At 64.1% G+C, this 23649-nt stretch carries 23 protein-coding genes and 1 tRNA gene; 12 read left to right on the forward strand and 12 right to left on the reverse strand.

Annotation, left to right across the window (positions count from 1 at the left end; genetic code table 11):
* The first annotated feature begins 176 nt into the window (after nucleotides 1-176).
* Nucleotides 177-1778 (forward strand): RNA repair transcriptional activator RtcR, encoded by a 1602-nt coding sequence (gene rtcR / locus DPM35_RS17835; RefSeq protein WP_112128611.1) that lies wholly within the window; start codon nucleotides 177-179, stop codon nucleotides 1776-1778.
* Between the two features lie 11 nt (nucleotides 1779-1789).
* Here rtcR and DPM35_RS17840 read toward each other — a convergent pair whose 3' ends face one another.
* Nucleotides 1790-1969, reverse strand: coding sequence for a hypothetical protein (locus DPM35_RS17840; protein WP_146767961.1), 180 nt, complete (start codon nucleotides 1967-1969; stop codon nucleotides 1790-1792).
* A 298-nt stretch (nucleotides 1970-2267) separates the two neighbouring features.
* Between DPM35_RS17840 and DPM35_RS17845 the strand changes: the two genes are divergently transcribed.
* Nucleotides 2268-5321 carry an AsmA family protein gene (locus tag DPM35_RS17845; RefSeq protein ID WP_112128613.1) on the forward strand — a complete coding sequence of 1018 codons (3054 nt, stop codon included), beginning with the start codon at nucleotides 2268-2270 and terminating at the stop codon, nucleotides 5319-5321.
* Between the two features lie 455 nt (nucleotides 5322-5776).
* The gene (locus DPM35_RS17850) at nucleotides 5777-6112 is read left to right on the forward strand and encodes a hypothetical protein (RefSeq protein ID WP_146767962.1); all 336 of its coding nucleotides are present in this window, start codon (nucleotides 5777-5779) and stop codon (nucleotides 6110-6112) included.
* A 112-nt stretch (nucleotides 6113-6224) separates the two neighbouring features.
* Here the strand turns inward: DPM35_RS17850 and DPM35_RS17855 are convergent, their stop codons facing one another.
* Together DPM35_RS17855 and DPM35_RS17860 are read right to left on the reverse strand one after the other, a co-directional pair.
* Nucleotides 6225-6668, reverse strand: coding sequence for a lipid-binding SYLF domain-containing protein (locus tag DPM35_RS17855; RefSeq protein ID WP_112128615.1), 444 nt, complete (start codon nucleotides 6666-6668; stop codon nucleotides 6225-6227).
* Nucleotides 6669-6843: 175 nt separating this feature from the next.
* Nucleotides 6844-6919, reverse strand: a tRNA-Ala gene (locus DPM35_RS17860).
* Nucleotides 6920-7058: 139 nt separating this feature from the next.
* On the opposite strand from DPM35_RS17860, the gene DPM35_RS17865 reads away from it, so the two are divergent.
* Complete coding sequence (locus DPM35_RS17865; protein ID WP_112129074.1) at nucleotides 7059-7358, forward strand: YggT family protein; 300 nt, start codon at nucleotides 7059-7061, stop codon at nucleotides 7356-7358.
* Nucleotides 7358-7669 carry a DUF167 family protein gene (locus DPM35_RS17870; protein ID WP_112128616.1) on the forward strand — a complete coding sequence of 104 codons (312 nt, stop codon included), beginning with the start codon at nucleotides 7358-7360 and terminating at the stop codon, nucleotides 7667-7669. Before DPM35_RS17865 ends, DPM35_RS17870 begins: the two co-directional genes overlap by 1 nt.
* A gap of 172 nt (nucleotides 7670-7841) precedes the next feature.
* On the opposite strand, the gene DPM35_RS17875 is transcribed toward DPM35_RS17870, so the two are convergent.
* The 3 genes from DPM35_RS17875 to DPM35_RS17885 are packed head-to-tail and all read right to left on the reverse strand — an operon-like array spanning nucleotide 7842 to nucleotide 10568.
* Nucleotides 7842-8723, reverse strand: coding sequence for a MurR/RpiR family transcriptional regulator (locus tag DPM35_RS17875; protein ID WP_112128617.1), 882 nt, complete (start codon nucleotides 8721-8723; stop codon nucleotides 7842-7844).
* A gap of 7 nt (nucleotides 8724-8730) precedes the next feature.
* Nucleotides 8731-9795 carry an ABC transporter ATP-binding protein gene (locus DPM35_RS17880; RefSeq protein ID WP_112128618.1) on the reverse strand — a complete coding sequence of 355 codons (1065 nt, stop codon included), beginning with the start codon at nucleotides 9793-9795 and terminating at the stop codon, nucleotides 8731-8733.
* 2 nt (nucleotides 9796-9797) lie between these two features.
* Nucleotides 9798-10568 (reverse strand): SDR family NAD(P)-dependent oxidoreductase, encoded by a 771-nt coding sequence (locus DPM35_RS17885; protein WP_181592060.1) that lies wholly within the window; start codon nucleotides 10566-10568, stop codon nucleotides 9798-9800.
* A 173-nt stretch (nucleotides 10569-10741) separates the two neighbouring features.
* Here DPM35_RS17885 and DPM35_RS17890 point away from each other — a divergent pair, with 173 nt between their 5' ends.
* The 4 genes from DPM35_RS17890 to DPM35_RS17910 all read left to right on the forward strand — a co-directional run bounded on the left by DPM35_RS17890 (nucleotide 10742) and on the right by DPM35_RS17910 (nucleotide 15686).
* Entirely contained in the window at nucleotides 10742-11968 is a 1227-nt protein-coding gene (locus DPM35_RS17890; protein ID WP_112128620.1) for an ABC transporter substrate-binding protein, read from the forward strand.
* Between the two features lie 427 nt (nucleotides 11969-12395).
* Nucleotides 12396-13265, forward strand: coding sequence for a carbohydrate ABC transporter permease (locus tag DPM35_RS17900; protein WP_112128621.1), 870 nt, complete (start codon nucleotides 12396-12398; stop codon nucleotides 13263-13265).
* Nucleotides 13262-14086: a carbohydrate ABC transporter permease gene (locus tag DPM35_RS17905; RefSeq protein WP_112128622.1), complete on the forward strand. Its 825-nt coding sequence runs from the start codon at nucleotides 13262-13264 to the stop codon at nucleotides 14084-14086. The genes DPM35_RS17900 and DPM35_RS17905 overlap by 4 nt, the downstream gene beginning before the upstream one ends.
* A gap of 79 nt (nucleotides 14087-14165) precedes the next feature.
* A complete protein-coding gene (locus DPM35_RS17910) occupies nucleotides 14166-15686 on the forward strand; it encodes a M81 family metallopeptidase (protein ID WP_112128623.1) in 1521 nt (506 codons plus the stop codon).
* A gap of 118 nt (nucleotides 15687-15804) precedes the next feature.
* Here the strand turns inward: DPM35_RS17910 and DPM35_RS17915 are convergent, their stop codons facing one another.
* The 6 genes from DPM35_RS17915 to DPM35_RS17940 form a co-directional block, all read right to left on the reverse strand.
* Nucleotides 15805-17859 (reverse strand): M3 family metallopeptidase, encoded by a 2055-nt coding sequence (locus DPM35_RS17915; RefSeq protein ID WP_112128624.1) that lies wholly within the window; start codon nucleotides 17857-17859, stop codon nucleotides 15805-15807.
* Nucleotides 17860-17936: 77 nt separating this feature from the next.
* Nucleotides 17937-18353, reverse strand: a complete 417-nt coding sequence (locus tag DPM35_RS17920; RefSeq protein ID WP_112128625.1) for a nuclear transport factor 2 family protein — start codon at nucleotides 18351-18353, stop codon at nucleotides 17937-17939.
* Between the two features lie 11 nt (nucleotides 18354-18364).
* Nucleotides 18365-19006 carry a carbonic anhydrase gene (locus DPM35_RS17925; protein WP_112128626.1) on the reverse strand — a complete coding sequence of 214 codons (642 nt, stop codon included), beginning with the start codon at nucleotides 19004-19006 and terminating at the stop codon, nucleotides 18365-18367.
* A gap of 150 nt (nucleotides 19007-19156) precedes the next feature.
* The gene (locus DPM35_RS17930) at nucleotides 19157-19933 is read right to left on the reverse strand and encodes a DUF429 domain-containing protein (protein WP_112128627.1); all 777 of its coding nucleotides are present in this window, start codon (nucleotides 19931-19933) and stop codon (nucleotides 19157-19159) included.
* 84 nt (nucleotides 19934-20017) lie between these two features.
* Complete coding sequence (pdxY, locus tag DPM35_RS17935) at nucleotides 20018-20902, reverse strand: pyridoxal kinase PdxY (protein WP_112128628.1); 885 nt, start codon at nucleotides 20900-20902, stop codon at nucleotides 20018-20020.
* Between the two features lie 12 nt (nucleotides 20903-20914).
* Complete coding sequence (locus DPM35_RS17940) at nucleotides 20915-21166, reverse strand: hypothetical protein (protein ID WP_112128629.1); 252 nt, start codon at nucleotides 21164-21166, stop codon at nucleotides 20915-20917.
* Nucleotides 21167-21319: 153 nt separating this feature from the next.
* Here DPM35_RS17940 and DPM35_RS17945 point away from each other — a divergent pair, with 153 nt between their 5' ends.
* The 3 genes from DPM35_RS17945 to DPM35_RS17960 all read left to right on the forward strand — a co-directional run bounded on the left by DPM35_RS17945 (nucleotide 21320) and on the right by DPM35_RS17960 (nucleotide 23631).
* Nucleotides 21320-21967: a LemA family protein gene (locus tag DPM35_RS17945; RefSeq protein WP_112128630.1), complete on the forward strand. Its 648-nt coding sequence runs from the start codon at nucleotides 21320-21322 to the stop codon at nucleotides 21965-21967.
* 161 nt (nucleotides 21968-22128) lie between these two features.
* Complete coding sequence (locus DPM35_RS17955) at nucleotides 22129-22986, forward strand: TPM domain-containing protein (RefSeq protein WP_112128631.1); 858 nt, start codon at nucleotides 22129-22131, stop codon at nucleotides 22984-22986.
* Nucleotides 22987-22992: 6 nt separating this feature from the next.
* On the forward strand, nucleotides 22993-23631 hold the full coding sequence (locus DPM35_RS17960; RefSeq protein WP_112128632.1) for a TPM domain-containing protein: 639 nt from the start codon (nucleotides 22993-22995) through the stop codon (nucleotides 23629-23631).
* Nucleotides 23632-23649: the final 18 nt, after the last annotated feature.

Consider the following 23649-nt stretch of genomic DNA (forward strand, 5'->3'; position numbering starts at 1 on the left):
ACAAGCCGCGTGCCAGTTTGGCCGAAATGGCGCTAAAAGGTCGGCACTATTCAATCAAACCATTGTTTTTAAACAGATAAAAAATTCAGGGTATTCGAGAGGCCGGCGCAAACCCCTGTTTCCGACCACTCCAATATGTGATACACGCATATCACTCTTTATACGACGGGATAAAGATGAGACGACGCGTAGCGATCGGGATACTGGGCACCACGCTCGACGCAAGCGGGCGCGAGGATCGCTGGAAGAGATGGCGGCCGACCGTCGCGCTCTGCCAGCAGCCCGGCCTGTTCATCGACCGGCTGGAGCTGATCCATGGCGATAATTCGGAGCGGCTGGCCAGGCAGGTCATCGCCGACATCGAGGAAGTCTCGCCGGCGACGGAGGTCAGGCGGCATGTCATCCCGATGAAGGACCCTTGGGACTTTTCCGAGGTCTATACCGGTCTGCGCGACTTCGCCCGCGCCTATGCCTTCGACCCCGAGAAGGAGGACTATCTGGTCAACATCACCACCGGCACGCATGTGGCGCAGATCTGCTGGTTCCTGCTCACCGAAGCGCGCTTCATCCCGGCGCGGCTGCTGCAGCTGTCGCCGCGCAAGGACGGGCGCGACGGGGTGTCTGGCAGCCATTCGATCATCGATCTGGACCTGTCGCGCTACGACGCGATCGCAACCCGCTTCGCTGCCGAGCGCGATGAGGCGACCTCGTTCCTGAAATCCGGCATCGCCACCCGCAATGTGGCCTTCAACCGCATGATCGACCAGATCGAGAAGGTGGCGATACGTTCGCGCGCGCCGGTGCTGCTGACCGGCCCGACCGGCGCCGGCAAGTCGCAGCTGGCCCGGCGCATCTATGAGCTGAAGAAGGCGCAGCGCCAGGTGTCGGGCAACTTCATCGAAGTCAATTGCGCGACGCTGCGCGGAGACCAGGCGATGTCGACCCTGTTCGGCCATGTCAAAGGCGCCTTCACCGGCGCGCAGAACGAACGCGCCGGGCTGATGAAGTCGGCCAATAAGGGCGTGCTCTTCCTGGACGAAATCGGCGAGCTCGGCCCCGACGAGCAGGCCATGTGCCTGAGGGCGATCGAGGAAAAGCGCTTCCTGCCGGTCGGCTCCGACCAGGATGTGACCTCGGATTTCCAGCTGCTCGCCGGCACCAATCGCGATCTTTCGATCGACGTGAAGGCGGGAAAGTTCCGCGAGGACCTGTTCGCGCGGCTCAACCTGTGGACGTTCCAGCTGCCGGCATTGCGCGACCGCAAGGAGGACATCGAGCCCAACCTCGAATTCGAGCTGCGCCGCTTCGGCGAGCGCGAGGGGCAGAACGTCACCTTCAACAAGGAAGCGCGCGAGCTCTACCTGAAATTCGCCATGGCGCCGGAAGCCCAGTGGCGAGCGAATTTTCGCGACCTCTCCGCTTCCGTGACGCGCATGGCGACCCTTGCCCCGCTCGGCCGCATCAACGAGGAAGCCGTGCGCGACGAGATCGCGCGGCTCGGCCAGCTCTGGCGCGACGGCAGCAGCGACGGCAACGATCCGGACGCGTTGCTGCGGCACGCGCTGGGATCCGATCGCCTTGCCGAGATCGATCCGTTCGACCGTGCCCAGCTTGCGACCGTGATCGAGGCCTGCCGCGATAGCAATTCGCTCAGCGCCGCCGGGCGAAAGCTCTTCGCCGTCTCGCGCCTGAAAAAGACCAGCGGCAACGATGCCGACCGGCTACGCAAATATCTGATGCGATTCGATCTGAGCTTCGAGGACCTTGCCCGGCAGTGAAGTGCTGGCCGTTACTTCGACTGCCGATCTCGGCGCGGCGGGAAGTGCCCCTCGCCGTTCGTGGCGGAAGGCCGCTTCTTATTGGCTTCCGTCTGGGCCCGAGGCAAGTCCATCAGGTTTCTGACCTTGGCATTGTTATGCGCGTGGATGATGGCGCGGCTGAAATCGAGAAGGGGTCCGAGCACTGACATTGGCACTTCCTCCATTGAAATGGCTGATATGTCGGTGGCGGGCGCCGGACAGTGCCCCTGGTCTGTTTCACGCAAATGGCTCGGAAACCGGCTGATCGTTTCCAAACCCTTTGGTCTGGAAACACTTGCGTGCAAACCGCTTCGATCGCGGTGGGCCTTGGCGAAAGAGCCGACCATCTGCCTGGACCAGTCCGAAATCCGTCCGATACGAAGCCCATAGTTGGGCAGGATTCAGTCGGGCGCCGGAAGCATGTATGCTCGACGATACTGATTCTTCCGATCATGCTGGCGGGTCGATGTGAGAAAAATCGTCGCTGCACTCACCGTAGCCGTGGTTCTTGTCGTCGGGCTGCTCCTGCTTTTGCCCGCTGTTGTTTCGACCGACTGGGTTCGTGGCGAATTAAGCCGGCAACTGTCGTCCGCGACCGGAATGACCATCCGGCTCGACGGGCCTGTCAGACTGTCTCTGCTGCCCAGGCTGGCGGTGGTCGCGGATGATATCTCGCTCTCGACCGACACGGGCGACATCGCGATAGCCGCTCCGCGCTTCTCGACGTCGATAACGCTGTCGTCGCTATGGTCGAAAAAGCTTGAGATTCAGTCGGTCGCGCTGGCGGACCCGACAATCGCGCTCAAGGCCTCCGCGAGCGAGGAGCCAGCTCCGGCCTCGAAGGATGTTCAGGCCGATCCGTTCGCGGCGATTGTCGATACGCTCGAGCGGCTGGCGATCAACCAGCTGACCATAACGAACGGCACCCTTACCTCAAACGCGTCGACCGGCAAGGCCGTCGCGGTCACGGCAATCGACGCCGATCTGAGGGTTCCGGACCTCGACCGGGAGGTTTCGTTTTCACTGGCCGCCACCAGCGGCGACCGTCGCATCGACATGAGCGGGAGCCTTTCCGCCTTGCGGCCCATCCTGAAACGGCTGCCGGCCCAAATCGCCATCGAGGCGCGGCTCGACCCGGCGCCCGTTGCCAAATTCTCTTCCTTGCATGCCAGCGGCGAGATCCAGCTCAACGGCAATGGCAGTTATCAGATCAAGGGCGGAAAGTTCGATATTGGCGACCAGAGCTTCCAGATGGACGCGCTCTTTCAGCCTGGGACGCGGCATCGCTTCTTCGCCGACCTGGCGGCAAAGCGCGTCGATATCGACGCCTTGAGCGATATAGGAAAAGGCGGTTCGAGCGGGGGCAAGCCTCCAGCCGGCTCCGGAGAGCCGGATCTTGCCATGCTGGCCGCTTTCGACGCCGACATCAGCGTGACAATCGATGAATTGATCGGCGGCAAGATACGGGCTTCCGACGTCCAGCTTGCAGCAACATTGAGCGACGGGCATCTCGAGGCAAAGCTGGAGCATTTCGGGCTCGACGCGGGAAGCCTCACCGCGAATGCCTCGACGAACGTCGGTGAAACACCGCCCACCATACGGGGCAATGTTGCGAGTTCAGGGCTGGACATCGGCTCGATAGCGAAGCTGGCCGGACAATCCGTGCCGCTATCCGGCAAGCTCACGGCTGATATGGGGTTCGTTTTTCGCGGGCTCACCGCGGAACGCATCCGCGGCAGCGCAAATCTGCAGGGAACGGTCGGGATTCGCGAGGGCAAGCTTGCGCTTGCGGCGCTTGCCGATGTCCAGGACCGCACGGCCAATGACATCACCGAGCTCAATCTTGACGCGAAGGTTCGCGATATCGGCAAGCCGGTCGACGTGACAGGCAAGCTTGCCTGGCGGGGACAGGCCGTTGCGTTCAAGTCTCAGGTCGCGCCCGCATCCTTTCTGGCCGGCGGCTCCGTCGCTGATGCGTCCGGGCCGATCAGCCTTTCAGTCTCCTCCAAATACCTCGAAGGCAGCATAAGCGGTACCGTCGGGGGTGGCGGCACGTTCAAGGGCCAGGTCTCCGCAACATCGCCCTCGGTCGACAAGCTGATGCAATGGTCGGGACAAGGCGCTTCCCGCAGCCTGCAGGACTTTGCCTTCAAAGGCGATGTCGATGCCGGGCCGACGCAATTCTCCTTCCAGAAGGCTGCCGCTACGTTGAACGGCGTCAAGGCGTCGGGACAAGGCTCGGTAAAGCTGGGCGAGCCTCTCACTGTCCGGACGTCGCTCAATTTCGCGAAACTCGACCTTGCAGCGCTCGCCGGCGGCGGCGGGGCCGTGGCCGGCGGCAAACAGAAACCGGGCGCGGCAACCGACGCGCCGATCGATCTCTCCTTCCTCAAGGGACTTGATGCCAAGGTGGATATCCAGGCCGACAAGCTCGGCTATGGAAAGGTCTTTGCAGGGCCGGTGGCGACCAGCCTGACGGTGACCGGCGGCAAGGCTCACCTGAATGTGCCGCAAAGCCCCTTCTACGGCGGCACGATTGCCGCGGAAATGACCGCCGACGGTTCCGGCGACGCCGCTTCCCTGGCCCTCGACACCGCGATCGCCGGCGCGGCCGCTACGCCCTTGCTTCATGACGCGGCCGATTTTGACCGCATCGAAGGAACGCTCGATGCGACGGTCGCGGTCTCAGGCTCGGGAAAGACCACGAAATCGCTTGCCCGCTCCCTCGGCGGCAAGGCAGCGACAAAATTCAGCGACGGCGCCTTCCGCGGCATCGACATAGCGGAGGTCTACAACAACCTGGTCGGACTGCTCGCCGGCGGCTTCAAGCAGGATCAGGCCAAGAAGACGAATTTCACCGCGCTCGGCGCCTCATTCGCGATCGAGAACGGCGTCGCGCAGACGACGGACATCAGCCTGCTGGGCCCGCTGGTGAGGATGGACGGCGCGGGCAGGATCGACCTCGCCGACCAGACGCTCGACATGCGTCTCAACCCCCGCGTCGTCGCTTCGCTTGCCGGACAGGGCGGCGACGTTGCCGTGAAGGGCATCGGGGTGCCGGTCGTGGTGCAGGGCCCGCTCTCCGCGCCCCGTGCCTATCCGGATGTGAGCGCGTTGGCCAAGGACCCGCAGGGCGCGCTGGATATGTTGAGCCGCCTCGGTCTGCCAACCGGAAAACTCAATCTCGACAAGCTGATCCCGGGCCAGACAGGCTCGAACACAGACGGCTCCGGCAAGGAACCGGCCGATCTGATCGGTGATCTTCTGCGCAACGCCGCGCCCCGGCCCAAAGCGCCGCCTGCCGCTCCGGCAGCAGCCGCGGCGCCTGACAACGGCAATACGGAAAACGCAGCGCCGCCGCCGACAAGTTCGGACACCAGCGAGACCGACGCCAAGGCCGCCGCGCCGGCGGCAGAATCCGCCCCCGTCGATCCGCAAGCCGACCCTCAACCCGCCCCGGCTTCGCCCGAGCCCCAAAAGAAAGGCGAAATAGACACGCTTCTCGATCAGCTGGCGAACTAGTTCCCCGACACAGGGATTTTGAAAGATTGCGGTTTGTGTTCGTGCAGGACTCTCCGTTCATTTCCGTGAAATCATCGCAAACGCCGGCGATTGGCAGAAGCCTCCCAACCTCGTCATTCTAGGGCGGAGGAAGGAGCGAAGCGACGCGCGCAGACTCTAGAATGACGATCGCGATGGGCGTTTCGGCCAATCTTCAACGCATGCCGCCTGCCAACGCAAACAGGCCGACCTGTCACAATCCCTGCGCAGTCCCGCTGGCGTTGCAGGGTAGCTCCGGTCGCGGGATGGGTGCGAAAGACAGCGGTCGCTCTTGTCGTGACCTCAGCCTAGTGCCGGCGCAATACATGATCTAACGCTCATATGTGCGGCCGAAAATCAAAGTGATCTCGGCCGCCGCAAATCGCCCCCAATCGGGACGTTCTTCCGGCCTTATTCTGGAGACGTTGGAGAGGCCTATGAAATTATCTGTTCTTGCCCTTGCCGGGACCATGCTGGTGGTGATGCCGGCGGTCGAGGCGGCGCCAATGGTTGGCATGCCGGCTCGAAACAACCTGGTGCAGGAGGCGCATGTCACATGTGCTTATTTGACCGAGGACGGCTATTGCGTGCGGCCGCACAAGAAGCACAAATACTGGAAGCGGCAGCATTACTACCGGCCCGCCTACCGCACCTATGAGCCGCAGCCGCCGGACGAGTATTACTGGCGCTATCAGCGTCCACGGCCGATTATCCGGGTCGTTCCCAACTACCCGCAGCAGGACGAAGACAATTGGGACGACTGGGACAATTGAGGCCGCCCCAAGGCCAAGACCGTGCCAAGCGGCCCCTTAGCAGCGATGGCCGGCTTCGGCGCAAAGACAGTGCCTTTGCCGGCCATCCACGAAGAGCGGGGAGTTGCGCCTCCTACCGCTTCAGCGCGATGCTGATGCCGCTGAGATCGGCGTTGACCTGCAGGCCGACCTGCCTGCCGGTGAGCTCGAGCTGGGCGCCCTTGTCATTGGTCATGACGATCACCTGGGCGCCTTTGCCGACCGCGCCGCCGCCGCCGGCAGCTCCATAGACTCCGGTCACGTCGCTGGCGCGGCGGATGTGGCGCACTGTGCCCTGGAAATAGGTCTTGGAGGCGCCGAAGGCGAGGCCGCCCGAGACGCCGCCGACGGAGATCGGATAGCGTTTGCCATGGAAGGTCAGCGTGCCCTCGCCGCCGGAGCCGCCGATGAAAAAGGCCGCCTTGTAGACGGAAAAGCGGATCGTGCCGCTGTCGGCATGCGCCGCGCTGGCAATGCTCACGCCCGCGGCGGCGATTGCCGCGACCGCGACGGAACGGAACCTGGATGAAATCTGCATGATGGAACTCCTCAAGGATCGCCGCTTGCCCAATCGGCCCGCGCACGTCGGCTTCAAATGTATAGCTGAACCGAATTGCCCCGCCATTGGTTCCAGGCACGCGGCCCGAAATCCGGCGGTCACGAAATGGCGAGCGAGGAAGGCGGAAGCGACCAGAGCACAGGCTTGTGCTGGCTGGTGGAGCTGAGGGGGATCGAACCCCTGACCTCATCATTGCGAACGATGCGCTCTCCCAGCTGAGCTACAGCCCCGTTCCAGCGGAACGGCTTGTATCGGTCGCGGCCGTTTGATGTCAAGGCGAAAGACCGGGCCAAACACAAGCCGTGGCCGGGCGGGCCTTGCCCGCACGCCTGGCAGTGGCTACATGTCGGCGACAATTTGGAGACCGGCATGATCGCCCTTATTCAGACCATCGTCATGGCGCTTGATATCTACTGGTGGATCATCATCGCATCGGCGATCTTTTCCTGGCTCTACGCCTTCAATGTCGTCAATTCGCGCAACCAGTTCGTCGGCAGCGTCGGTAACATGCTCTATCGGCTGACCGAGCCGGCGTTGCGCCCGATCCGCCGCTTCATGCCCGATCTCGGCGGCATCGATATTTCGCCGATCATCCTGCTGCTGATCCTTTTCTTCATACGGCAGTTCCTGGTCACCACGGTCTGGTCGTGGGTCGTGACCGGCGGCTGATGAGCACACCGTTTCGGCCGCGCGACAACGGTATCGACCTCTTCGTGAGATTGACGCCAAAGGCGGCGCTCGACCGGATCGACGGCGTCGAGACCGCCGCCGACGGGCGCAGTCACCTCAAAGCCCGCGTGCGCGCCGTGCCGGAGAACGGCGCCGCCAATCAAGCGCTGGAACGGATGATGGCCAAGGCGCTGGGTGTGCCGGTATCGGCAGTTTCCGTGGTCGCCGGCGGCACCTCGCGGCTGAAGACGCTGCGGGTGGTGGGGGATACGGCTGAACTGGTGGAGCGGCTTCAGACGCTCAGCAAATAAACGCTGGCGACGCCCCCTCATCCGGCCGCTACGCGGCCGCCTTCTCCCCGACGGGGAGAGGTTGGCGCCGGCGCCGACCTGCTCCTCTCCCCTTGGGGAGAGGTCGGATTGCCCCGAATTGCTCTTCGCAATTCGGTAGGCAATCCGGGTGAGGGTGAGTCTTCAAAACCGCTCAATCCCCCAGCGGCAGCTTTGGATCGTCCACCTTCAGCGTGTTCACGCTCTGCTTGATGCGGCGCAGATTCTCCAGCACTTTCGGCCCGCGCGATTCCGCCACCGTGGTGGCGATCATGTCGACAATGGCCAAAAGCGCGTAACGGGACGAGGTCGGCTTGTAAATGTTGCCGTCCTCGACCGACTGCAAAAGAATCACCGTGTCTGCGGCCTTGGCCAGGGCCGAGTCCGGCGCGGTGATGGCGACGGTGGCGGCGCCATATTGCTGCGCGACCTCGACCGCCTCGATCACCGAGCGCGCATAGCCGGAGACGGAGAAGGCAAGCAGCGTCGTCTGCGGCGTCGCGACAGCGGCATACATGCGCTGCAACTGGCCGTCGGTCTGGGCAAGCGCCGAGAGACCCAGCCGGAACAGCCGGTTCTGCATCTCCGTCGCCATCATCGAGGAGATGCCGCCGGAGCCGATGCAGAGCACATTGCCGGAGCTTGCGATGCGGGCGGCGACATCCATCAGCGTCGTCATGTCGAGGTTTTCGCTGGCGCGCTGGATGGCGGCGATCGCCGCCTCGGTGATGGCCGAGGCGATGCGCTGCTCGCGCGCGTCGCGGCTGAGCGGCTCCGGCGACAGATACTGGCCGCCGATGGCGATCGCCTGGGCGAGATAGAATTTGAAATCGCGCAAGCCCTCGCAACCGAGATTGCGGCAGAAGCGGGTGACCGTCGGCTCGCTGACGCCGACGCGCGCGGCGATCTCCGAGATTGCCGCCTTCGATGCAAAATCGAGATCGGAAAGCACCAGCCCGGCCAGGCGACGGTCCGATTTGGTGCCGTCCTGCGACATCAATTGCAGGCGGGTGATGATGTCGGCCGGGCTCTTCATCGTCTTCTCACAGCGGCAGGCCCGTCGCCTTGTCGAAGAGGTGGATGTTGCGCGGATCGACGCTCACCGGCAGCCGGTCGCCCGACTTGACCTGCAGCCGGTCGCGGAACACCGCGCGCACCGTGTCGTCGCCGATCGAACCGTAAACATGCGTTTCCGAACCGGTCGGCTCGACGACATCGACCTTGATGGCGATGGCCTCGTCACCGGCGCCGACGACGAAATGCTCGGGCCTGATGCCGGCTTCGACCGCGTCGCCGCCGGAAGCCGTGCCCGAGAGTACCAGGCGGCCGCCGCCCTTTGTCTCGAACCAGGACTGGGCTCCGGCCGTCTTCAGCGCGCCCGAGACAAAGCTCATCGACGGCGAGCCGATGAAGCCGGCGACGAATTTGTTGGCCGGCCGGTCGTAGAGCTCCAGCGGCTGGCCAACCTGCTGGATGCGGCCGCGATCCATCACCACGATGCGGTCGGCCATGGTCATCGCCTCGATCTGGTCGTGGGTCACATAGACGATGGTCGATTTCAGGCGCTGGTGCAGCGCCTTGATCTCGGTGCGCATCTGCACGCGCAGCTGCGCGTCGAGATTGGAGAGCGGCTCGTCGAACAGGAACACCGAGGGCTCGCGCACGATGGCGCGGCCCATGGCGACGCGCTGGCGCTGGCCGCCCGACAATTGCCGCGGATAGCGGTCGAGATAGGAGAAGAGGTTGAGCACGCCGGACGCCTTCTTCACCTTGTCGTCGATCGCGGCGCGATTCTCGCCCCTGATCTTCGGGCCGAAGCCGATATTTTCCGACGCCTTCAGATGCGGAAACAGCGCGTAGGACTGGAACACCATGGCGATGTTGCGCTTCTGCGGCGGCAGGTCGTTGGCGCGCGTTCCGCCGATGACGAGGTCGCCGGAGGTGATCGTCTCGAGTCCCGCCAGCATGCGCAAAAGCGTGGACTTGCCGCAGCCCGACGGCCCGACCAGCACGACGAACTCGCCGGTTTTGATATCGAGATTGATGTCCTCGAGGATTTTGTGCTGTCCGAAGGACTTCGACAGGTTGCGGAACTGGACGTCGGTCATGCTCACGCTCCCAATATGTCGTCGATGAAAGGCAGGTAGCCGGCTGTCAGACCGGCATCCACCGGCACCACGGCGCCAGTTATGCCGGAAGCGCGATCGGAGGCAAGGAAAGCCACCGCTTCCGCCACCTCCGAAGCATTGACGATGCGGCCGAGCGGATAGAGCCGCTTGAGCCTACCGAGGATCTCGGGGTCCTTGGCCAGGCGATGGTCCCAGGCGGCGGTGCGGATAGAACCGGGGCACACGACATTGGCGCGCAGCCCGCTGCGGCCGAGTTCGACGGCGACCGATTTGGCATAAGCGTTGATACCGGCCTTGGCCGCCGCATAGGCCGGATTGCCGAAATGCGAAATCGCATTGACCGAGGAGATGAAGACCACGCTCCCCGAACCGCGCCCCGCCATCGCCTTGATCAGCGGGTCCGCGAAATTCATCACGCCGGTCAGGTTGAGGTCGAGCTCCTGCTCGATCCTCTCAGCCGTCAGCGCCTTCAACGTCTCGGCGCGGGTCCAGCCGGCATTGTTGATCAGGATGTCGGGAACGCCGTCCTTGTCGAGCAAGGCGGGGATCGCCGCTTCGATCGACGCCCGGTCGAGCAGGTTGAACACATGGCGCGAGGCGATATGCGGGCTGGCCAGCGCTTCCGCCGACTGGTCGCAGCCGACGATGCGCGCGCCGCGCCCGGCCATCAGCTCGACGATCGCCGACCCGAGGCCGCCGCCGGCGCCGGTGACGACCACGGTCTTGCCTTCGAATTCGGCTGTCGAACCCACGCTACCTCTCCTGTGCCCCTCATTTTTAATCCGGCACGCTAGCCAACCAAATGTAATTAAGCAACATGATAATCCGCTTGCGCGGCGTGAAATCATCGATAATGTAGGAAAGTAACATAAATCCTGTGCTCCTGAGGGCCAGGCGCGAACGTGCATCAATGGGAGAAATCGAGATGAGCCTTGCGAAATGGACTGTCGGCCTGTTGGCCGGAATGAGCATGCTGGCGCTGGCAGCACCAGCCGATGCGGGCGAGGTGCGCGTCACCGTCGCCGAATACAGCGCCAAGACCGGCCCTTATTTCGAAGCGGTGAAGAAAGAATTCGAGGCGGCCAATCCCGGCATCACCATCAAGTATGAAGTGGTGCCGTGGGATGTGCTCCTCCAGAAGCTCACCACCGACATCACCGCCGGCACCAATGCCGACCTTTCGATCATCGGCACGCGCTGGCTGATCGATTTCGTGCAGCAGGGTGTCGCCGAGCCGCTCGACAGCTACATCAAGCCGGAATTCAAGGACCGCTTCATCGACACCTTCCTGTCGCCGTCGATCATGGATGGCCACACTTACGGCCTGCCGATCGCGGCTTCGGCGCGCGCCATGTATTACAACAAGGAGCTGTTCGAGAAGGCCGGCATCGCGAAGCCGCCGGCGACCTGGACCGAGCTGCAGGAAGACGCTCGCAAGATCAAGGCGGTCGGCGCCTTCGGCTACGGCCTGCAGGGTAAGGAGATCGAGACCGACGTCTATTACTACTATGCGATGTGGTCGCAGGGCACCGAGATCCTCAACAAGGACGGCACATCGGGTCTCGGCACGCCGGGAGCGCTCGAGGCGGCCAAGCTCTACAAGTCGATGATCGACGAGGGCCTGACGGAACCGGGCGTCACCTCCAACAACCGCGAGGACGTGCAGAACCTGTTCAAGCAGGGCAAGGTCGGCATGATGATTACCGCGCCCTTCCTGTCCAACCAGATCAAGGAAGAAGCGCCCAACCTGAAATACGGCGTCGCCGCCATCCCCGCCGGCCCGACCGGCGCGCGCGGCACCTATGGCGTCACCGACTCGATCATCATGTTCAAGAACTCCAAGAACAAGGACGAGGCCTGGAAGCTGCTCGACTTCCTGTTCACCAAGGAGCAGCGCGCCAAGTTCACGCAGGGCGAAGGCTTCCTGCCGGTGAACAAGGAAGAGGCGAAAATGGACTATTACGTCAACAATGCCGACCTCGCCGCCTTTACCGCGCTGTTGCCCGACGCCCGCTTCGCGCCGGTCATTCCGGGCTGGGAAGAGATTGCCCAGATCACGTCGGACGCCATGCAGAAGATCTATCTCGGCGGCGACCCCGAGGCTGGTTTGAAGGACGCGGCGGCCAAGGCCAACGCTGTGCTCAAGAAATAGGGGCGTATCTCCCTGCGCCCGTGGCGCGCCCTACCCCCGCGGGGCGCGCCACACTCTTAGAAAAGGCTGCAACGGCCGCGGAAATAGCTGAACCGATAGGGCGTTCACCTCGGACCAGAGGATAGATCGCCAAAGTCTGCGCTGCCCCTCATTGCCCTGCCGGGCATTTCTCCCCGTATAGTGACGGGGAGAAAGGGGCTGGCCGCAACGCTGGCGCTTTTCCTGCCACGTTGGTGATTGGCGAAATCGCCGGCGACAGCGTCCCTCTCCCCGTCACTATACGGGGAGAGGATGCCGGCAGGCAGATGAGGGGCAGCGCAGACGCCGGGAAAGAATTTGAACTGAGCACTCAGAACGAACAGATCGAGATTAGCCTAGCTGGCAAACTAGCGCTGCTGATGCCTCGCAACATGGTCCCAACCAGCCGATGCAAAACCGTTTCCTGCCTTACCTGCTGACGCTCCCCAGCCTGCTGCTCGCGGCGGTGGTGATCTTCTGGCCGGTCTGGGACTTGATCCAGATCTCGACGCATGACGTCAACCGCTTCGGTCAGTTGCGCGAGTTCAGCGGCCTTGCCAACTTCACCGAACTGTTCGCCGATCCGGATTTCGTCGCAGCGCTTTGGCGTACCGGGCTGTGGACCGTGCTGGTGGTCGGCGGCGCGCTGCTCTTGTCGATCCCGGTGGCGATGATCCTCAACATGGATTTCTACGGCCGCGGCCTGGCGCGCGTCATCATCATGCTGCCCTGGGCGGTGTCGCTGACCATGACGGCGGTGGTCTGGCGCTGGGCGCTCAGCGGCGAGAGCGGCATGCTGAACTCGGCGCTGATGAAGCTCGGCCTGATCAGCCAGAACATCCAGTGGCTGGCAAGCGCCGAGACGGCTTTCCCCATGCAGGTGCTGATCGGCATTTTGGTGACGGTGCCGTTCACCACCACGATCTTCCTCGGCGGCCTGTCCTCGATCCCCGACGATCTCTATGAGGCGGCCGCGCTCGAGGGCGCAACGCATTTCCAGCAATTCCGCGAGATAACCTTTCCGCTCCTGAAACCCTTCATCAACATCGCGATCGTGCTCAACACCATCTATGTCTTCAACTCCTTCCCGATCATCTGGGTGATGACGCAGGGCGGGCCGGCGAACTCGACCGACATTCTGGTCACGCATCTCTACAAGCTCGCCTTCCGCATCGGCAAGCTGGGCGAGGCGTCCGCCGTGTCGCTGGTGATGTTCGCGATCCTGCTCATCTTCACCATGATCTATGTGCGGCTTGCCATGCGGGAGCAGCGCGCATGACGCCGAAGCTGAAACGCACCATCATCGCCTGGCTGCTGCTGGCCCCTTTGATCGTGGTGACGATCTTCCCCTTCGCCGTCATGTTCCTCACCGCCGTCAAGCCACGCACCGAAGTGCTGACGCCGACCTGGTGGCCGAGCGAATTCCGCTGGTCGAATTTCGCCGACATGTGGGTGGCGACCGGCTTCGGCCAGGCGCTCGTCAATTCGCTCTATGTCTCGGCGCTGGCGACCATCGGCGCGATTCTGATCTCAGTGCCGGCGGCCTATGCCATGTCACGCTTCCGCTTTGCGGGCTATGGCGCCTTCCGCCAGTTCCTGCTGATCTCGCAGATGATCTCGCCGATCGTGCTGGTGCTCGGCCTCTTCCGGCTGATGGCCGCCTGGGGCCTGGTCGAGAGCACCACCGCCCTCGGCTTCATCTACATGGCCTTCAACGTCGCCTTCACGGTGTGGATGCTGCAGAGCTATTTCGACACCATCCCGCGTGACCTCGAGGAGGCGGCCTGGATGGAAGGCGCCGGCCGCTGGCTGACCTTGCGCAAAGTGTTCCTGCCGCTCTGCCTGCCGGCCATCGCTGTGACGGCGATCTTCACCTTCATCAACGCCTGGAACGAGTTCGTGGTCGCGCTCACCATGCTGCGCAGCCAGGAAAGCTATACGCTGCCGATCCAGGTTTTCTCGCTGGTCGCCGGCCGCTATACGATCGAATGGCACCATGTCATGGCGGCCACGCTCTTGGCGACGCTGCCGGTGGCGATCCTCTTCATCTGGCTGCAGCGCTACCTCGTCCGGGGCCTTGCGCTCGGGGCCGTCAAATAGCAATCCCGGCAATTCCAGGAAAAATACGCAGCGGTTTTCGTCCGGGATTGCGAAAAAACAAAAAGCCTAGGGAGCGTTCATGCGCATCTTCACCGCCTCGCTGGCGACGGAAACCAACACCTTCTCGCCGGTCCCGACCGACCGGGCCTCCTTCGAGATGGCCTTCTATGCCGGCCCGGGCAAGCATCCGGAAACGCCGACGCTGTGCTCCTCGCCGATCGTGGCGCTGCGCAAGCGGGCGGACAGGGAAGGGCTGACGGTCATCGAAGGCACCGCCACATGGGCCGAGCCCGGCGGCCTGGTGCAGCGGCGGACCTATGAGGCGCTGCGGGACGAGATCCTTGAACAGTTGAAGGCGGCCTTGCCGGTCGATGCTGTCATCCTCGGCCTGCACGGCGCCATGGTCGCGCAAGGCTATGACGACTGCGAGGGCGATCTGCTGGAGCGCGTCCGCGCCATCGTCGGACCGAAAGTGGTGATCGCCTCGGAGTTCGACCCGCACAGCCACCTCACACCGAAGCGCGTGGCGGCCTGCGATGTCATGGCCTATTTCCTCGAATTCCCGCACACCGATTTCTACGAGCGTGGCGAGCATGTCGTCGAACTCGGCCTCGCCGCGGCGCGCGGCGAGATCAGGCCGGTGATCTCGACCTTCGACTGCCGCATGATCCAGGTGCTGCCGACCAGCCGCGAGCCGATGCGCTCCTTCGTCGACAGGATCAAGGCACTGCATGGCAAGGACGGCGTGCTGTCGGTCTCGGTCATCCACGGCTTCATGGCCGCCGACGTGCCGGAGATGGGTACGCGCATCCTGGTCGTCACCGACAACGACAAGGCAAAGGGAGACAAGCTCGCCGAAACGCTGGGCCGCGAGCTCTATGCCTTGCGCGAACAGACGGCGATGACGATGCTTTCCTCCCCCGCCGGCATCGAGCGAGCGCTTGCCGTGCGCGCGGCGCGCCAGGACAAGCCGGTGGTGATCGCCGACATCTGGGACAATCCCGGCGGCGGCGTGCCGGGCGACGGCACCATCGTGCTGCGCGAGCTGCTTTCGCGTGGCGTGACCAAGGTCGGCGTCGCGACAATCTGGGACCCGATCGCGGTGACCTTCTGCCATGCGGCCGGCGAGGGCGCGGTCATCGACCTGCGCTTCGGCGGCAAGGCCGGGCCGCAGGCCGGCGAACCGATCGACGCCCGCGTCACGGTGCTGAAGGCGGTCAGCGAAGGCTGGCAAAGCTTCGGCCCGAGCCGCGTGACGCTGGGGCCGTCAGCGGTGGTGCGCATCGAGGGCACCGAGGTCGACGTGATCCTCAACACCAACCGCACCCAGACCTTCGAGCCGGATGTCTTCTCCAACATCGGCATCGATCCGCTGTCGAAGGATGTCCTCTTGATCAAGTCGACCAACCATTTCTACGCCGGCTTCGAACCGATCGCGGCGGAAATCATCTATGTCGCGGCGCCGAGTTCCTATCCGAGCAACCCGGCGGTGACGGATTATCGCAAGCTGACACGGCCGATCTGGCCGAGGGTGGCGGATCCGTGGGGGAACAAGACGCCCCCTTCTCCCCTTGTGGGAGAAGGTGGATCGGCGCGATAGCGCCGAGACGGATGAGGGGTGTTCCAGGGAAAGCCAGCGTCTCACTCCGCTGGAACACCCCTCATCCGTCGCCTTCGGCGACACCTTCTCCCACAAGGGGAGAAGGGGAAGGCTGGTGCTACACCAGCCCCCTTTTTACCATCATCGCCTCCGGCGACGGCATCTTGCCGCGGAACGCTGTATAGAGCTCCTCAGGGTCCTTCGATCCACCCGCGGCATAGATGTTCTTGCGCAGCCGCTCGGCCAGTTCCGGATTGAAGGCATCGCCAGTTTCCTCGAAAGCCGAGAAGGCATCGGCGTCGAGCACTTCCGACCACATGTAGGAATAATAGCCGGCTGAATATCCGTCACCGGCGAAGACATGGCCGAAATGCGGGGTGCGGTGGCGCATGGCGATCGTGTCCGGCATATGCAGTTTTTCCAGCGTCTCGGCCTCGAACCGAAGCGGCTCGGCCGGTGCGTCCGGCCGCGCGTGATAGGCCATGTCGATCAGCGCCGAGGCGGTGAACTCGACCGTGGCGAAGCCGGCGCCGAAGGTGCGGGCGGCGAGCATCTTGTCGAGCAGCGCCTTCGGCATCGGCTTGCCGGTCTTGACATGCAGCGCGTGCTTTTCCAGCACCGCCGGCACCGTCAGCCAATGCTCGTAGAGCTGCGAGGGCAGTTCGACGAAATCGCGGCTGACCGATGTCCCGGAAACCGACGGCCAGGTGACGTCGGTCAGCATGCCGTGCAGCGCGTGGCCGAACTCGTGGAACAGCGTCTTTGCCTCGTCGACCGACAGCAGCGCTGCCTCGCCGGCCGGCGGCTTGGCGAAGTTCATGATGTTGTAGATCACCGGCTTGGAACCGTGACCGAGCTTGTAGCCGGACTTCAGCGCGCTCATCCAGGCGCCGGAGCGTTTTGACGGCCGCGCGAAATAGTCGGCCAGGAACAGGCCGCGCTCGCTGCCGTCGGCATTCTTCACCACGAACGCGCGGGCGTCTGGATGCCAAACCGTGATTCCCTTCTTCTCCTCGAAACTGATGCCGAACAGTTTCGTGGCGACATCGAAACAGGCCTCGATGACGCGCTCGAGCTGCAGGTACGGCTTCAGCTCCGCCTCATCGAAAGCGAATTTCTCGGCGCGCAGCTTCTCCTGGTAGAAGCGCCAGTCCCAGGCCGCGAACTTCTCGTTGCTGCCGGCCTCCGCCGCCAGCCGCTCCAGCTCCTTCTGGTCGGCGGCGGCTTTTTCTAACGCCTTCTCCCACACCGGATCGAGCAGCTCGTGCACCGCCTTCGGGGTCTTGGCCATCGTGTCGTCGAGCTTCAGCGCCGCGAAGGAATCGTAGCCCAGAAGCTTCGCCTTCTCGGCGCGCAGCTTCAGCATGTCGCGCACGACATAGGTGTTGTCGGAGGCGCCGCCATTCTGGCCGCGCATGGTGAAGGCCTTGAACGCGATCTCGCGCAGGTCTCGGCGCTCCGAGAAGGTCGAGAACGGCTCGTAGATCGAGCGCGACAACGTCACCGCATAGCGGCCCTTCTGGCCGCGCATCTCGGCCGCTTCGGCCATGGCGCTCTTGAGGAAGTCCGGCAGGCCGGCGAGATCGGCCTCGTCGAGGAACAGCGCCCAGTCACGCTCGTCGGCGAGCACGTTCTGGCCGAATTTGGTGCCGAGCGAGGAGAGCTCCTCGTTGATGGCCGCGAGCCGATTCTTGCCCTCGGCATCGAGCTTGGCGCCCGACCGGACAAAACCCTTCCAGGTTTTCTCCAGGACGCGCAGCGTCTCGGCATCGAGCTTCAGGCTGTCGCGGCGCTGGTAGAGATCGTCGATGCGGGCAAACAGCTTCTCGTTCATCGAGATCGCCGAGAAATGCCGCGACATCTTTGGCGAAACCTCGCGTTCCATTGCCTGGATCGCATCGTTGGTGTGGGCGCCGGCCCGGCACCAGAAGATCGAGGAGACATGGTCGAGCGGCTCGCCGGCAAGCTCCAGCGCCGCCAGCGTGTTCTCGATGGTCGGGGACTCGCTGTTGCCGGCGATCGCATCGATCTCGGCCTGGTGCGCCGCAAGCGCCGCGTCGAACACAGGGCCGAAATCATCATCGCCGACGCGCGAGAAATCCGGCAGGCCGAGCGGCCCTTGCCAGACGGTCAGTGGATGGGCAGCGAGGTCGACGGCTTTTGAAGATGACATGAGCAATTCCGGTGAGTGGATCGAGGCGGGTTACCTCCGATGTAGGACGATGTCCCACCCCGCGCAACACGGCGGGGTCAATAGCCGCTGCAGTCCTGCGCCACCGCTGTCTGCGTGCTGGCGACGATGCGCCCGCCGGCGACGGTGAAAGTCTCACGCATCAGCATGTCGTTATTCGGAAAATCGTAGCAGGCGAGCACCGTGGTCTCGCCGTTCTCGCTCTTTTCGATGCGATGGCGGATCGCCGCGCCCGCGACCGCGCTCCGCCATTCGTCGATCGAGGCGATGAAATCCTCTTTGGTCTGGACGACGCCGATGTCGTCGAGCTTCATGCGCACATCGTCGGAAAGCAGGTCCGACAATTCGGTGCGGTCGGCGACCAGGAGCGCCGAATACCAGCGATCGATGATGGCGCCGTCATCGGCGCTGGCGCGGACGATCGACGTCACCAGCAGCGCCGCCGCGACAAAGATCCTCCACCAGCGGCGCTGCATCACGCCTCCGTTCAAAGCTCCGGCCGCTCGAAATCGCCGGTTTCCTTGTTCATCACCCACAGCTCCCCGGCCGAGATGTCGAACCATGCGCCGTAAAGCGCGAGCCTGCCCTTGCCTTCGAGGATGGAGACGCAGGGAAAGGTCCTGAGATTGGCGATGGAATAGCGGATGGAAATGCGCTCCAGCGCCGTCTGGCGCTCGGTCGCCGTCATCATCGTGCTGGAGGCCACGGTCTCGGCGGCCGGCGCGATCAGGCTCATCCATTTGCCGATGAAATCGCCAGGCGACAGCGGCGCGGAGTTGGTGTCGAGCGCGGCGCGGATGCCGCCGCAACGGCCGTGGCCCATCACCACGATGTTCTTCACCTTCAGGCTCTGCACGGCGAATTCGAGCGCGGCCGAGGTCGAGTGATATTCGCCGTCCGGCTCGTAGGGCGGCACCAGATTGGCGACATTGCGCAGCACAAAGAGCTCGCCGGGGCCGGCATCGAAGATCGCTTCCGGCGCCGAGCGCGAATCGCAGCAGGCGACGATCATCGTCTCCGGCGCCTGACCGTCGCGTGCCAGCGAGCGATAGCGGTCGCATTCGGTGGGGTAGCGGCCACTCATGAAGTTGCGATAGCCGGCGAGGAGGTGCTCGGGGAGGTGAGGCATGGGCGGCTAGAGCCTTTCCGGGGGTTGGAGGCGGCAGCTCGGTGCGATCGGAGAAGCCTCTAGCGGCAAATGCAGGTCGTGGGCAATGCCGAATTGCGGATGGCGGCGTCGCAATCGCATGCCGCCAAAAGCTGCGCGGCCGATTTTGGCTCAAGCCCAGATGGCGACGGGAATACCGAAACGGTCGGTCAGAGGTGGGTCGGGCGAAGGCCGCGCCTCGCCGCTGGCGATACGCCCGGCAATCAGCATCATCGCCGCCGCGTCGAGGAAGTCGTCGCTCGCCGAGCCCCGCGGCGGCGCCTGATCGAGGAAGCCCTTCTCGTAGCCATGACGGCAAAGCAGCGCCTTGCGCTCCTCCATGCCGGCCGGGTTGACCGCGCCCTTGATCTTCTTCGGCAGCGCCATCGCCGTGCCGCCATTCAGCCGGCAGAACGCCACTTCCGGATGCGATTCGAAGACACGCGCACGCAGTTCTGGCCGTGCGATCAGCAGAGCGTCGATCTCGCGGATTTTCGCAAAGATGCCAAAAGCCTGGATTGAAACGCCGCGCGGCGGGTCGGAGGTCCCAAGCGCCACCGCGCTCGCCCGCCGGTGCGCTTCATACCAGGCCTCTACGGTGGTGAAATCGTCGGTGTCGGCGTAGAGCGCGGCGCGCGAGGGGATGGCGAAGACGCTCGATTGCCTTGCCCCGAGCAGCGGCCGCACCAGCGCCTCCGGCCCGCGGCCGCCCTTGCTCGAAAAATCCGGCAGGCCGATCGGCATGTCGACGGCGATCGTGGCGTCCGGCAGCGCGTCGAGCAACGCGTGAAAACTCGGGAAGACGGAGACGGACGGCGCGGCGGCCGCTTCGCGATGGACGGCGATCCAGCCGGCCTTGCAGCCGTCGACGCCGGCCAGAGCGGGATGCAGGTTAGTAGAGGTCTGCATCCCGCTCTGGCCGTTTGTTTAGCCGCATTTCTGCGACGCCAAGTGATTCCACTTGGCTGCAAAATGCTCTGGCGCCATTTGGCGTCACGCCCGCTTGTCCCGCCCGGGATGGAGCAGGTGGCGCAATTGCACCATCGCCATTGGATGCGACAGGCTCTGCGCGTCGGTTTCAAGCTGCAGCTCGTCGCCCCCACGCTTCGCGGTGCGGGCAAGGATCTCGTAGACGGCCGCCGTGGTCGATTGCAGCGCCTTGACCGGCGCCTGGCCGGAGAGAATCCGCGCCAGATAGACCGCGGCCGTCAAGTCGCCGAGCCCGTTCGGCGGCCTCTCGATCACACGGTGCTCGGCAAGCAGCGCGTTGCTGCCATCAAGCAGGAAATTGCCGATGCCGCCCGCCATCATCGCGGGCGCCGAGGTCACCAGCATGGTCGAGGGTCCAGCATGAAGTGCCGCCGCCGTCACCGCCTTGATGTCGGGCAGCGGCGCGCCCGCCATCCACTCCAGCTCATAGCGGTTCGGCGTCGCGATATCCGCGATCGGCATCAATTTGTCGCGCATGGCGGCCGCTGTCGCCTCCGGGACGTAGAGCCCGCCGGAATCGCCCATCACCGGATCGCAGACGTAAAGCGCCTTCGGCGTCTTTTCCTTGGCGGCGGCGACCAGCGAGGCGACGGCTTCCGCCTGGCCCGCCTCGCCGAGATAGCCCGACAGCACGGCCCGCACCTCGCCCAGCCAGGGCGCCCGCTCAAGGTCGGCCATCAGCGCCTTGAACTGGTCGAGCGGCGGCACGATGCGGGTTGCCCGGCTGTGCCCCGGATGCCAGGGCAGAATGACGGTCGGCACCGCCCAGACCGGGAAACCCAGTGTCTCCAGCGCAAAGACCGCCGCGCGGTTGCCGACCGAGCCGCGGGCGACATGGCTGGAGATGACGATGACCGCGCGCGGCGCGTCGCTTTTTTCTGCATTCATGGAATCTGAATCCTAGCCGCCACGTGTGGCGGCATACACCAGCCAGGCCAATAGCCCAATGGCAATGACGAAGCCGAGCGTTCGGCCAATGCGGGTTCCCCAATATTCGATGGGATCGGCGCGGTCCGTGTCGGCGGCGGTTACGCGGTCGCGCGCGTCCTTCGCCGCCCGCACGATGAACGAGGCGCCGCCTGGCGCCGTCTCGCGCTCGACGCGTTCGAGGATGCGGCGCGATTCGGTCTCGTCGTCCCGGCGCTCTGCCATGGCAATTGCCCTTTCCTGCCCGCAGCTTAGCCTGTTCGCGCAAGTATTCACAGAGGCGCATGCCCGAGTCGGAGTCGGCGTCATCAGCCGGACATTTTCTTGCGCGTGGATTGTGGTAATGCTTCGCATGCAACTTCTGTCGAGGGACCATTCATGATTGCCGAGCGCCTCTCACCACCTTCCCGCTTCCGCAGCCTGCCAGCCTTCCTGATGATGGCTTTCGTGCTGCCGCTGCTTGCCGGCTGTGGCTACAACACCATTCCGACGGCGGAAGAGAACGCCAGGGCGGCGTGGAGCGAGGTGCTCAACCAGTATCAGCGCCGCTCCGACCTGATCCCGAACCTGGTCGAGACGGTGAAGGGCTATGCCTCGCATGAAAAGGACACGCTCGACGCGGTTGTTCAGGCGCGCGCCAAGGCAACGCAGATCACGGTGACGCCGGAGACGCTGAAGGATCCCGAAGCGCTGAAGAAGTTCCAGGATGCCCAGGCCGGACTGACCAGCGCGCTTTCGCGGCTGATCGCGGTGTCGGAAGCCTATCCTGACCTCAAGGCGAACCAGAATTTTCTGGCGCTGCAGGCGCAGCTGGAAGGCACCGAGAACCGCATAGCCGTTGCGCGGCGCGACTACATCCAGGCGGTCAGGGATTATAACCTGACGCTGAAGACCTTCCCGTCCGTGCTATGGGCGACCTTCTGGTTCCGCGGCAACGAGCCCTTCGCCAACTTCACCGTCGACGAGGACAAGATGCAGGTGCCGAAGGTCGATTTCGGCACGAGCACCACCAAACAGGGCGGGTGAGAGCGACTTAGCTTATCGAGCCAGCCTTGAGTTCCTTCGCCCCCCTCTCTGGCCTGCCGGCCATCTCCCCCTCAAGGGGGGAGATTAGCAGTTTCGACAACCTCGCCCTCTCTTCGACGCTGAAGATTCGCGAAGCCCGATGTGACGTCCAATCTCCTCCCTTGAGGGGGAGATGTCCGGCAGGACAGAGAGGGGGGCGACAGAACGCCTACCTCTCATTGCTTTGCCTTCTTGCCGCCCTTCTCTTCCTCCCCCTCGCCGCCTTCGCCGCCGACCTTCCCGCCCTGACGGGCCGCGTCGTCGACAATGCCGGCATCATCGACGCCGGCACACGCGCGGCGCTGACGCAAAAGCTCGCGGACTTCGAAACCAAGGGCTCCGACCAGATCGTCGTCGCCACCATCCCGAGCCTCGGCGGCGAGGAGATAGAGCCTTACGCCAACCGGCTGTTCCGCTTCTGGAAGCTCGGCCAGGCCAAGGAAAACAACGGCGTGCTGCTCTTGGTGGCGCCCAACGACCGCAAGATGCGCATCGAGGTCGGCTATGGGCTCGAGGGCACGCTGACCGACCTGCACACCAAGCTGATCATCGAGAACGACATGGTGCCGGCCTTCCGCGCCGGCGATTTCTCCGGCGGCATCACCAAGGCCGTCGACGACATGATCATGGTGCTGGAGGGCAATCCGGAGGAGCTGGAGGCACGCGGCAAGCGCAACGAGCAGGCGCCGTTCAATTCCGACGACCTGTTCTTCGCCATCTTCATCACCATCTGGGCGCTGATCTTCTTCGGCGGCATCGCCATGACGGTGCTGCCGCCGATCTTCGGCCAGAAGATCGGACCGGGCCGCTACCGCTGGCTCGGCATGACCTTCGATCAGAACCGGCGCTCCTCTTCGGGCGGCTGGTCGTCGGGTGGCGGCGGCTGGTCCTCAGGCGGCGGAGGCTGGTCCTCGGGAGGCGGCGGATTCTCCGGCGGCGGCGGCTCGTCGGGCGGCGGCGGCTCTTCGGGAAGCTGGTGAGGCATCATGGCAACGCGACCGATCAGCGCCGAGGACCATGACCGCATCGCCGAGGCGATCCGCACCGCCGAATTGAAGACCGACGGCGAGATCTACTGCGTCGTCGCTCGCGCCAGCGACGGCTACTTCTTTCCGGCCGCTTTCACCACGACGATCGGCCTGTTCATCGCCAGCCTCGCGGTTGCATACGGGCTGGAGGGCTTGTGGCTGACAATCCGGCTGCCGCATTTCGTGCTGGCGCAACTGCTGGCATTCGCCTCGGCGCTTGCCTTGCTCTGGCTCCTGCCCGCCTTGCGCATCCATTTCGTGCCGCGAAGGCTGCGCTATCAGGCCGCGCACGCCAATGCGATGAAGCAGTTCCTGGCCCGCAACGTCCATCGCACCAGCGCGCGCACCGGCGTGCTCATCTTCGTCTCCATCGCCGAGCGCTATGCCGAGGTCGTCGCCGACTCCGGCATCGACGCCAAGGTCGGACAGCAAGTCTGGGACGGCGTGGTGCGCGAGCTGACGAAACATGCCGGCGACGACCGGTTGCCCGACGGCTTCGTCAAAGCCATCGAGTCGGTCGGCGCGGTGCTTGCCGAGCATTTCCCGGTCACCGAAGGCGATATCAACGAACTCGACGACCACCTCGTCGAAATCTGATACGGCGCCTGGTTCGCG

This window comes from Mesorhizobium atlanticum (assembly GCF_003289965.1).
Lineage (GTDB): Bacteria > Pseudomonadota > Alphaproteobacteria > Rhizobiales > Rhizobiaceae > Mesorhizobium > Mesorhizobium atlanticum.

Bases quoted from the DNA above. Each gene is read 5' to 3' on its own strand.
- DPM35_RS17925 (WP_112128626.1), bottom strand. From the start codon at position 19,006: ATGCCTCACCTCCCCGAGCACCTCCTCGCCGGCTATCGCAACTTCATG.
- DPM35_RS17910 (WP_112128623.1), top strand. From the start codon at position 14,166: ATGCGCATCTTCACCGCCTCGCTGGCGACGGAAACCAACACCTTCTCG.
- DPM35_RS17905 (WP_112128622.1), top strand. From the start codon at position 13,262: ATGACGCCGAAGCTGAAACGCACCATCATCGCCTGGCTGCTGCTGGCC.
- DPM35_RS17960 (WP_112128632.1), top strand. From the start codon at position 22,993: ATGGCAACGCGACCGATCAGCGCCGAGGACCATGACCGCATCGCCGAG.
- DPM35_RS17850 (WP_146767962.1), top strand. From the start codon at position 5,777: ATGAAATTATCTGTTCTTGCCCTTGCCGGGACCATGCTGGTGGTGATG.
- DPM35_RS17865 (WP_112129074.1), top strand. From the start codon at position 7,059: ATGATCGCCCTTATTCAGACCATCGTCATGGCGCTTGATATCTACTGG.
- DPM35_RS17875 (WP_112128617.1), bottom strand. From the start codon at position 8,723: ATGAAGAGCCCGGCCGACATCATCACCCGCCTGCAATTGATGTCGCAG.
- DPM35_RS17840 (WP_146767961.1), bottom strand. From the start codon at position 1,969: ATGTCAGTGCTCGGACCCCTTCTCGATTTCAGCCGCGCCATCATCCAC.
- DPM35_RS17890 (WP_112128620.1), top strand. From the start codon at position 10,742: ATGAGCCTTGCGAAATGGACTGTCGGCCTGTTGGCCGGAATGAGCATG.
- pdxY (WP_112128628.1), bottom strand. From the start codon at position 20,902: ATGAATGCAGAAAAAAGCGACGCGCCGCGCGCGGTCATCGTCATCTCC.
- rtcR (WP_112128611.1), top strand. From the start codon at position 177: ATGAGACGACGCGTAGCGATCGGGATACTGGGCACCACGCTCGACGCA.
- DPM35_RS17915 (WP_112128624.1), bottom strand. From the start codon at position 17,859: ATGTCATCTTCAAAAGCCGTCGACCTCGCTGCCCATCCACTGACCGTC.
- DPM35_RS17940 (WP_112128629.1), bottom strand. From the start codon at position 21,166: ATGGCAGAGCGCCGGGACGACGAGACCGAATCGCGCCGCATCCTCGAA.
- DPM35_RS17930 (WP_112128627.1), bottom strand. From the start codon at position 19,933: ATGCAGACCTCTACTAACCTGCATCCCGCTCTGGCCGGCGTCGACGGC.
- DPM35_RS17900 (WP_112128621.1), top strand. From the start codon at position 12,396: ATGCAAAACCGTTTCCTGCCTTACCTGCTGACGCTCCCCAGCCTGCTG.
- DPM35_RS17870 (WP_112128616.1), top strand. From the start codon at position 7,358: ATGAGCACACCGTTTCGGCCGCGCGACAACGGTATCGACCTCTTCGTG.
- DPM35_RS17880 (WP_112128618.1), bottom strand. From the start codon at position 9,795: ATGACCGACGTCCAGTTCCGCAACCTGTCGAAGTCCTTCGGACAGCAC.
- DPM35_RS17920 (WP_112128625.1), bottom strand. From the start codon at position 18,353: ATGCAGCGCCGCTGGTGGAGGATCTTTGTCGCGGCGGCGCTGCTGGTG.
- DPM35_RS17945 (WP_112128630.1), top strand. From the start codon at position 21,320: ATGATTGCCGAGCGCCTCTCACCACCTTCCCGCTTCCGCAGCCTGCCA.
- DPM35_RS17855 (WP_112128615.1), bottom strand. From the start codon at position 6,668: ATGCAGATTTCATCCAGGTTCCGTTCCGTCGCGGTCGCGGCAATCGCC.